Source organism: Polaribacter sp. (assembly GCF_036480315.1).
Taxonomy (GTDB): domain Bacteria; phylum Bacteroidota; class Bacteroidia; order Flavobacteriales; family Flavobacteriaceae; genus Polaribacter.
The window spans coordinates 44,637-51,865 of record NZ_JAZGGG010000022.1 but is presented as its reverse complement, the minus strand read 5'-3'; the positions used below and the strand labels follow the sequence as shown (position 1 = coordinate 51,865).

At 26.1% G+C, this 7,229-nt stretch carries 5 protein-coding genes, 1 tRNA gene and 2 pseudogenes; 3 read left to right on the top strand and 5 right to left on the bottom strand.

Annotated features, from left to right (window positions below; genetic code table 11):
* Both V3V28_RS04665 and V3V28_RS04660 read right to left on the bottom strand, forming a co-directional pair.
* A pseudogene (locus V3V28_RS04665) lies at positions 1-645 on the bottom strand (hypothetical protein); the annotation flags it as partial.
* A 262-nt stretch (positions 646-907) separates the two neighbouring features.
* Positions 908-1,624, bottom strand: coding sequence for a LytR/AlgR family response regulator transcription factor (locus V3V28_RS04660; protein WP_331363865.1), 717 nt, complete (start codon positions 1,622-1,624; stop codon positions 908-910).
* A gap of 174 nt (positions 1,625-1,798) precedes the next feature.
* On the opposite strand from V3V28_RS04660, the gene V3V28_RS04655 reads away from it, so the two are divergent.
* Both V3V28_RS04655 and V3V28_RS04650 read left to right on the top strand, forming a co-directional pair.
* Positions 1,799-4,342 (top strand): sensor histidine kinase, encoded by a 2,544-nt coding sequence (locus V3V28_RS04655; RefSeq protein WP_331363864.1) that lies wholly within the window; start codon positions 1,799-1,801, stop codon positions 4,340-4,342.
* 79 nt (positions 4,343-4,421) lie between these two features.
* Positions 4,422-4,631, top strand: a pseudogene (locus V3V28_RS04650) (transposase); the annotation flags it as partial.
* Between the two features lie 30 nt (positions 4,632-4,661).
* On the opposite strand, the gene V3V28_RS04645 reads toward V3V28_RS04650, so the two are convergent.
* From V3V28_RS04645 to V3V28_RS04635, 3 genes are all read right to left on the bottom strand, one after another.
* A complete protein-coding gene (locus V3V28_RS04645) occupies positions 4,662-4,805 on the bottom strand; it encodes a hypothetical protein (RefSeq protein ID WP_331363867.1) in 144 nt (47 codons plus the stop codon).
* 132 nt (positions 4,806-4,937) lie between these two features.
* On the bottom strand, positions 4,938-5,768 hold the full coding sequence (locus V3V28_RS04640) for a site-specific integrase (protein WP_331363863.1): 831 nt from the start codon (positions 5,766-5,768) through the stop codon (positions 4,938-4,940).
* A 334-nt stretch (positions 5,769-6,102) separates the two neighbouring features.
* A tRNA-Met gene (locus V3V28_RS04635) sits at positions 6,103-6,175 on the bottom strand.
* Between the two features lie 169 nt (positions 6,176-6,344).
* On the opposite strand from V3V28_RS04635, the gene era reads away from it, so the two are divergent.
* Complete coding sequence (gene era / locus V3V28_RS04630) at positions 6,345-7,229, top strand: GTPase Era (protein WP_331363862.1); 885 nt, start codon at positions 6,345-6,347, stop codon at positions 7,227-7,229.

The following is a 7,229-nucleotide window of genomic DNA, read 5'->3' as shown; positions in this document are numbered from 1 at the left end:
CGACTTTCCATCAACTCCGTTAGTACCATTTGTTCCATCTGCTCCTTTTAATCCATTTAAAAAGTCTGCTTCAGTCCCTGTATTTCCTGCATCTAACCATGCTTGGTAAGCCGACTTTCCATCAACTCCGTTAGTACCATTTGTTCCGTCTGCTCCTTTTAATGATGTTAAAAAATCTGCTTCACTCCCTGTGTTTCCGGCATCTAACCATTGTTGATAGGCAGAGATCCCTGCAACTGGAGATAAATCTACAGATCTGGTTCCACCATCTTCCAAAGTAACACTTAATATATTTCCATTTAAAGAAAGACTTGTTAATTGCTGATCATCTGGCACAGCAGAAATTAAATTTATAACCTCTTGAATGTTAGACATTTTTTCCCATTTAACTCCTGTCCAATAATGAAATCCTTTACCAGTTATAGTATTAGTGTTATACACTAATAAACTTTCTTTAATATTTGTTGCTGCAACTGGATCTGCAGTGTCTAAATTTTCAATATTAACCCTAGGTATAAGTATACCTTTGTTGTTTGCTGTGACTTCTAATTGTGAGGAAGGATCTGGCGTGGTAGTCCCTATACCAACTTGACCAAAAACCACACTACTACACAATAAGAAAAAGAGTAATGTTACTTTTTTCATACTTCTAATAACTTTAAATATTTGTTTAACTAAATGTGATAAATGTTTTAAAGAAAAATTTTAGATATAAAAAACTTATTTTCAAAGATTTGTTAAAAATGAAAGTTTTTTTGGGGGAAGAAAATATATCTTAAATCCTTTAAAGACAAAGCAAAGTTGAGGAAGAATGATGTATTAAAAAATGAGTAAGTAACACTCGGTTAATAAAAAGTAATAAATGATTGAATTTACAGTGTAAATGGGTTTTATAAATTATATCTGTTTACAATTCTGTTATTAAGAATTGTTTTCTTTTAGAAACAGGTACTTTCTTACCATTAATCATTTCGCAAAAGAAACCATTTTTTTTATGAACAACTTTAACATGATTAAGATTAATTATAAAAGAATTGTGAACTCTAATAAAACCTTCTTTTAAGCTTTCTTCAAAAATTCCAAGGTTTTTTGAAGCTGTTACTTTTCTACCTATTAATGTTAAAATAGTATATCTACCATCAGATTCACAATACAAAATATCTTTTTTTTGTATAATCTCTATACATTCAATAGAATGTATAGTTATATAATTTTTAGTAGTATTACTTTGAATAACTGATAATAATTCTTCTTTTTCTTCAATTTTATTAATAGCTTTATTAGTAGCTAGAATTACATCTTCAATAGACAATGGTTTTAATATATAATCAATAGCATTTTTTTTTATAGCTTTTATTGCAAAATCTTTATACGCAGTAATAAAAATAACTATAGCATTTGTAAAATTTATTTTTTCTAAAATCTCAAACGATGTTCCTTTTTTAAGATTTATGTCTAGGTACAATATATCTGGTTTTTCGCTATCAATAACTTTTACTGCTTCATCAATAGAAGTTATTGATGCTACTATATTTATAAGTGGGCAAAATTTCAGTAAAAAATGCTCTAATATTTCAATGTTTTTTTTCTCATCGTCTACAATAATTGCGTTATAATTTTTCATAAAAGGGAATTTTTTCGGGAATATATAAAAATAAAAAAAAATACTGAAACAGTTTGTTAATACTGGGTGGTTTAATGTAATAAATGGTTTCAATAAGGTTATTAAATAAAAAAAGTATAATTTGCTCTTTTATTTTCTCCTATGTTTAAAAAAATTATAATAATATTGTTTTGTTTGTTAAGCATACTAGTAGATGCTCAAAACACTACTACTTTTAAAGAAATAACAGTAAAAGACGGCTTGCCTTCTAATTTAGTCTATTCTTTTGTTAAAGACAAAAATGGTTATATATGGTTTGCTACTGATAATGGGATTTCTAAATACAATGGTACAAGTTTTAAAAATTTTAGCATAAAAGATGGGTTACCAACAAATGATATTTTTGAACTAAATATAGATTCTAAAAATAGAATTTGGCTAGATTCTTACCAAAACGGACTATTCTACATTAAAAATGATACTGTAAAATTAGTTAAAAACTCTCTAATGGAAAATGGGTATCGGTTTTTATTTGAAAAATCTGACACAGTTTTTATAGGAAGTAACTACGAAAATAGAATTCGTTACACTTTTGGAAACAAAATGTTTTTTTCATCAATAAAAAATAAAGAAAAACTGAACTTTGACAATAATTATAGAGATACAATTAAAAATTTAAAGAAAATAAAAAATGAAAGCTTTATAAAAAACAAGAATATATTAAATATTATAGAAAATGATACTGAAAAATGGATTATAGATAAAGGAAATAAACTTTATTTGCTTAAAGATACGTATATAAATAATAAATACAAAAATGCTTATTCTTCAATCGGAATTTTAAACCATGTTAACTATTTAAATAACAACATTGCTATTTTAAACAAGAATCTAGATTTATATTTATATAATTTAGTTTCTAAAAAGTTGAGTTACATTAAAACTTATACAAAAACTAATCATAATTTAAATATTCTAAAAATTTCAAATAAATTTATTATTTCAAATATAGACACAAAAGATATAATAGAAATTAAACAGGATGGTTTTGAATTTAAATCTGTGAAAACTCCTGTATTATATTCATATAGATCTAGTGATAACATTAAAGAACAAATCTATTCACTTTATATAAGAAAAGTTCTAGTCAGTCCTAATAACAAGCATTTTATAGAGCTAGATAAACTAAAGTTAAGATTAAATAATATAAGAGCAATTGATAAAAAAAATATAATAGTTTCTAATGAAAATGGCATTCATAATATAAATTCCTTAAATAAAGCTTTTAAATCTAACTTTAACATAAAAAACACAATTACATTAAGTAAAGATTCTAATAACATTTTAGTTGGTACAACTAAAGATTTTTATGTTTTAGATAAACAGTTAAATATAATTAAGAAATTTAATTTAAATACTAAAGTTAATTGTATTGCTTTTGAAGAAAAATCTAATTCTATTTTTCTAGCGACTTTAAAAGGAATAATTCTTATAGAAATAATTAATGGCGTTTATCAAGTTAAACAAATAATTAATGAGTTTGATGGGGTGTCTACTAGTAGTATTAAACAAATAGTTCCTAGAGCTAAGAATATTTTAGTAATACAGTCTAAAGGTTTCTCCACTATTGATTGGGATATTTTTAAAAAAGAATTAAAAGGTGAAATCGAAGTGTTAAAATTTAAGGTAAATGATTCTATTTTTAATCATAATAAAAAAATAGTACTAGAACGATCTTTTAATAATATAAATATTGAAAACTCTATAAAAACAAAAAGTAATATTGCTAACTTTAATAAATTCTACAAGTTAACAAATAATAATAATAATAATAATGAAAATGATTGGATTGAATTCAAAGAATCAAATTTAAAGTTTAGTGAACTTAATCAAGGAGATTATACCCTAAAAATAGCTTTAATAAAAACAGATAGTAACATCTTTAGTAATGTAGAAACTATTAGTTTTTCTATTACTCCTTATATCTGGGAAAGAAATAGTTTTATTTTATTATTAATTTTTGCAGCAATCTTAACAACTATTTTTCTTGCAAATCAATATAGAAAAAAAAGACTGGAAAAATATTTATTAATAAACAAGTTAAACATTTTAGAAATGAAGGCTATTAAATCTCAAATGAACCCTCATTTTATATTTAATAGTTTAAATAATATTCAAAGCTCTTTTTTGTTAGATGATGAAGTAAAATCAAATAAGATATTCGTGAATTTTTCAAAGCTTTTAAGGACAACTCTAGAAATGTCTAATACAGAGTTCACAACCTTAAAAAAAGAAATTAATTATATTAAACAATATTTATCTGTTATACAATCTAATCATGATACACTTTTTGACGTTTTTTATAGTATTGAGGAAAATTTAGATTTATCAAAAATAAAAATACCCGTTCTTATATTACAACCTATTATTGAAAATGCAATTGAACATGGTTTACTACCTAGTAAAAAAGAAAAAATAATACAAATAAATATTTATTGTAATTCAAAAAAGACTATTAAAATTGAAATTATTGATAACGGAGTAGGCAGGAATGATAAAAAAATAGACAAATTAAAAGAACAAAAATCATACGGTACTTCTATAATAAAAAATAGAATAGAATTATTAAATAAAATAAATAATTCTAAATTTTATAGTTTTAATATTATTGATTTAAAAAATCATTCTACATCAAAAGGGACTAAAGTCGAAATTATAATCCCTATTATAGGGTTTTAAAATTACAATTGTATATCCGTAAAAAGTCCTAAAACTGAATTAATTTTCATGTATTTATCTGATAATAAACTAGTTAATTATGGGTGTATTTAGTTTTAGAGTTCATTTTACAGATGAAAAGAGTTGTCGTTTGCATTTTAAAAACGAAAGAAATAGGCAAGGCGTTTCTTGTAAGCGATGTTCTGGAAAAGAGCATTATTGGTTAAAAGGAAAATGATCTTATCAATGTAAATCTTGTAAGTTTAGAACCTCTTTGCGAAGTGGAACAATAATGGAAAGTTCAAAATTATTTTTAAATTTAATCATCTATTTTTCTTTTTCAATCTTTAATATTATCATAAAGCATATTCGAATAATCTTCTGGTAATTCTGCATCAATATCTCTTAAATATTTTTCTAACGCAACCATTGTTTGATGACCTGTAATCGGCATTAAAGTACTCTTTGCCTCTTGCTGAGGCATCTTTTCCCTAAACTTTCTATGTAGTTTTGTTATAAAAGTGTGTTTAAAACTATACATTCCATATTCAGTACCTAATTTAAAATGATCTTTAATTGTTTTGAATCTTTTAGAAAACTCATTTCTTTTATTGGTTTATTCCGCATCCCATTCTTCGCCAATTTCATACCTTCCAAATAAAAATGCTTTTGGATCTTTCTTGGATAAATCTGGTAAATCATTTAATAGAATCTCTGGGATAATTTTAATTTGAACTGGTTTGTTTTTTGCTTTAATATATAACTTTTTGTCTTGTAACTCTACATCTTCTATTTTCAACCTACATATTTCTATAGGTCTTAAGATACTGTAAGAAATAAATTTAATGAAGAGAAATAAATGAGAATCCACCTTTTCTAGGTGCTTGTAGATTTCCTTTTCTAATTTTTGGGAATATGTTTTATTTCGTTTTGGTACAGACTTTAAAACGGATATCTTTTTAACAAAATTATCTAGTATTATTTCATTGTCTTCTAAGAGCTGAAACATAGAGGCAATATCTGTTCTTGAATTATTTCGATTTCTTGCACTAGTTTTTATTAAGACTTCATTTAAGTAATCTATTACAATTTTCTTTGTGATGAATATGATTGATTCTTTATAATATTCTTTTTCTTTTAACCATTTTTCAAAAAGTCCTATTCTACTCTTGTATTGAACAAATGAGTTTTTGTTCATCATATCAACTTTCAATTCTAAAGTTAATAGAATGGCTTCTTTAATGATTGTTGATGGCTCTGCTATTTCACTAGACACAGACACTTTCTGATTTTCAACAACTTGTTGGTTGATTGTTGGTAACTGTTGGTCTTTTTGCAAACTTGTTGGTATGTTGGTTGTTTTTGACTTTTCGTCTGCAAAAATAGATCCTTCCAACGCACTATTATCTTCATAAGGATTAAACCCATATTGCAATAATTGCAGCAAAGTTTTCTGCAAGGTTCTTAAAAATACGTAACGTTCCTTTTTCGTTTTTAATTTATTTACTCCAGCTTTTATAAAGGGTAGTTTTTTTAATTTGCCAGTTTCAGGATTTCGAAAAGAAAAATAGACAAACCAATCTTTTGAAAGAGCAGTCTTTTTTTCTTGTAAAATAAGGCTTGTCTAATCAGAAATATTCACTCCTCCTGTGAAGATTTTTGGCTCAGAATAATTCAGTTTCATAGTTAAAACGTTTACGGTACGTAAAAGTAAGAAAGTTATGGGCATAAAAAAACGGATTGTCCGTAAACAATCCGTTGTATTCTTGGTTTTAACCTAGTAGCGGGAACTGGACTCGAACCAGTGACCTTCGGGTTATGAGCCCGACGAGCTACCTACTGCTCTATCCCGCGTTGTATGCTCCAATTATCTCACTTTAGCTCTTAACTTACGGTTCATAATATCGCCGAAATTATTGGACTGCAAAGATACAATACATTCTAATTACAAACCAAACATTATTTTAATTATTTTTAATGTTTTAAAATATAATCAATTATAAAAAGGAATTATCTTTGCAGCATGACACATAAAGCAGGTTTTGTAAATATTATTGGAAATCCTAACGTAGGTAAATCAACATTAATGAATGCTTTGGTAGGCGAAAAGCTATCTATTATTACGCCAAAAGCACAAACCACAAGACATCGTATTTTAGGAATTGTAAATGAAGACAACTACCAAGTTGTATTTTCTGACACACCAGGAATTATAAAACCAGCTTACGAATTACAATCTTCTATGATGGATTTTGTAAAATCTGCCTTTGAAGATGCAGATGTGTTAATTTACATGGTAGAAGTTGGTGAAAAAGAATTAAAAAACGAAGCCTTCTTTAATAGAATTATTCATAGTGAAATTCCTGTTATTTTATTATTGAATAAAATTGACAAGTCTTCTCAAGATGAAGTAGAAGAAAAAATTGAATATTGGAGAGAAAAAGTTCCAAATGCAGAAGTTTTTGTAATTTCTGCTTTAGAAGGTTTTAATGTTTCTGCAGTTTTCGAAAAAATAAAAGAATTATTACCAGAAGGTCCTGCTTTTTATCCGAAAGATCAATTAACAGATAAACCAGAACGTTTTTTTGTAAACGAAAAAATTAGAGAGAAAATTCTAATGCATTACAAAAAGGAAATTCCGTATGCTGTAGAAGTAGAAACTGAAGAATTTGTAGAAGAAGAAACCATTGTTAGAATTCGTTCTATAATTATGGTGGAAAGAGAAACTCAAAAAGGGATCATCATTGGTCATAAAGGCTCTGCTTTAAAACGAGTTGGTGCTGAAGCAAGAAAAGATTTAGAAAAATTCTTTGAGAAAAAAGTTTTTATAGAGTTATACGTAAAAGTGAATAAAAACTGGCGAAGCGATAAAATTCAACTGAAACGTTTTGGCTACAATCAGAAATAA

What these genes read in the sequence shown, in the direction of transcription:
- V3V28_RS04660 (WP_331363865.1), bottom strand. Translation starts at nt 1,624, where the DNA reads ATGAAAAATTATAACGCAATTATTGTAGACGATGAGAAAAAAAACATT.
- V3V28_RS04645 (WP_331363867.1), bottom strand. Translation starts at nt 4,805, where the DNA reads ATGCCTCAGCAAGAGGCAAAGAGTACTTTAATGCCGATTACAGGTCAT.
- era (WP_331363862.1), top strand. Translation starts at nt 6,345, where the DNA reads ATGACACATAAAGCAGGTTTTGTAAATATTATTGGAAATCCTAACGTA.